Raw genomic sequence first — 1,907 nt, forward strand, 5'->3', positions numbered from 1 at the left:
CGGGAGGCTAGAGAGCGGGCGGCCCGGGTTCTCTTGCCCGAGCTCGTGGAGCGGGTCATCCTGCGGGAGCTCCATGCCCTGGGTCTGTGGCCCCCGGGGGGAGGGGGTGAAGGTTTATGCGGGGTATGCGGGAGGTGCAAGTTTTGAGGTCCCGCCCCCTCCTGGGAAGGGGGAGGTGCGCCGCCCGGTACACCGGGACCAGGGGACCGAAGGAGCCGGGGAAAAGGGGTCTCTCCCCGTAATGAGGTTATGAATGAAGTGCACCCCCCCACCAGCCAGATATCCCTCCAGTAGGTCATTGGGCCGGTGAAGGGAGGCGGTTCACCCTGCACGTGCAGGGGGTAGTGCAGGCCATCTCACCCTTCCCGTAAAGCGTTCCTCTCGGTGAAGGTGAACCGATGAGAAACCGGGCTCCCGTCCTGGCCTTCCCTCCGCCCTTCACCGGGGCTACACTACCCCTATGGGACCCAAACCCCTCACGTGGTCGGAGTTGGCGGGCATGCTGGGGGTGTCCCGCCGGGCGGTGGCGGAGCTCCTCAAGACCTACGAGGAGGTCTTCGGCCCCCTGCCCCGCCGGGAGGGGCGCCGGGTGATCACCATGGCCGAGGCCTCCCGCCTGCTGAAGGCCCGCTCCCTGGTCCGGTCGGGGCAGGCCCCCTCCTACCGGGTGGCCCTGGAGGCGGTGAAGGGGGAGGCGGAGCTGGTGTCCGTGGCCCGGCTGGAGGGGCTGGAGGGCCGCCTCGCCGCCCTGGAGGAGGCCCTGCGCCGGGTGGAGGGGGTCCTGGAGGTGCTCCTGGGCCGCTCCGAGGCCCTGGACCCCATCCTGGCCCTGGCCAAGCACCTGAGCCGGGAGCTGGAGGAGGTGAAGGAGGAGGTGGCCCAGACCCGCCTGGTGGTCTTCGGCTCCATCCAAGAGGTGGCGGAGCAGGACACCGACGTCCTGGAGCGCCTCAAGGTGCCCCTCCTCCTCCGGGGCACCCCCAGGGGGGAGCGGGAGCTGGAGAAGCTGGGCAAGAAGGTGGGGGAGGCCAAGGCCAAGGAGGCCCAGCCCAAGAAGAAGGTGCCGTGGTACCTGGACGGCTAGGGCGTGGAGAGGAGAGGCGGCTCGGCGCCCGAGGAAGCGCCCCCGCCCAGGGGTCCTGCCTGACCCTTTCCCCGGGCGGGGAAGGCCCCGCTCGCCCCGATGGCCCGGTCGGGGCCTGCGCCCGGGCGCCCCGGCGTCTTAGGTCCATGACCGGCGCCACGGGGCAAAGGTGTACCTAAGAAGGGATCCCAACGCCTGGCGTTCCAAGAGCCCGCCTGGCGCGACCGCCGGGACCACTCTCCACACGAGCACAGGAGGGTTCTTCCCTTCGTCCGCCTTGACCCGGCCGCTCACCTTGGCGAGGGAAGCAGACGCCCGGGCCGCGCTGAGGGAAGCCCCAAGGAGCGAAGCGGGCACCCTAAGACGGGTTCCCCGCGCGGGGAATGGGGGACCGTCTTAGGTACAAGGGGAGGACCAGGAAAAGGCCTTGTACCTAAGACGAGAAGCCTCGGCCCCAGGCCCCACGCTGCCCCACCGAGCCAAGAGCCTCCTCTCCCCGCTCCAGGTAGCCCAGGGCCTTGAGGGCCCGCACCCGGTGCTCCGCCGGCACCCGGGGGTCCGTGGCTACCCCCCGCAGCACCTCCGCCGAGAGGAGGAGGTAGGCCCGGGTGGCCTCCTCCGCCACCCGGTACACCCCCATCCGCTCCACCGCCTCCAGGAGGGCCCCCACCCGCCCGAGGGAGAGGTGCTTCCTCGCCCGGGTGGCCGCCACGTAGAGCAGGTTTTCCTCCTCCAGGTGGGCCGGGTCCGAGCCCCAGTTCACCCGGGCCGCCGTCTCCTCCTCCCACCAGGGGAAGAAGTCGTCCCAGAGGACCACCCGGTC

At 70.9% G+C, this 1,907-nt stretch carries 1 protein-coding gene and 2 pseudogenes; 2 read left to right on the forward strand and 1 reads right to left on the reverse strand.

The window, feature by feature from the left end; genetic code table 11:
• Nucleotides 1-147 (forward strand): annotated as a pseudogene (locus AC01Y6_RS10270) (transposase); the annotation flags it as partial.
• Between the two features lie 313 nt (nucleotides 148-460).
• On the forward strand, nucleotides 461-1,084 hold the full coding sequence (locus AC01Y6_RS10275) for a hypothetical protein (protein WP_476671418.1): 624 nt from the start codon (nucleotides 461-463) through the stop codon (nucleotides 1,082-1,084).
• A gap of 433 nt (nucleotides 1,085-1,517) precedes the next feature.
• Here the strand turns inward: AC01Y6_RS10275 and AC01Y6_RS10280 are convergent.
• Nucleotides 1,518-1,907, reverse strand: a pseudogene (locus tag AC01Y6_RS10280) (UvrD-helicase domain-containing protein); the annotation flags it as partial.

The sequence above is a fragment of the Thermus sp. genome (assembly GCF_056332225.1).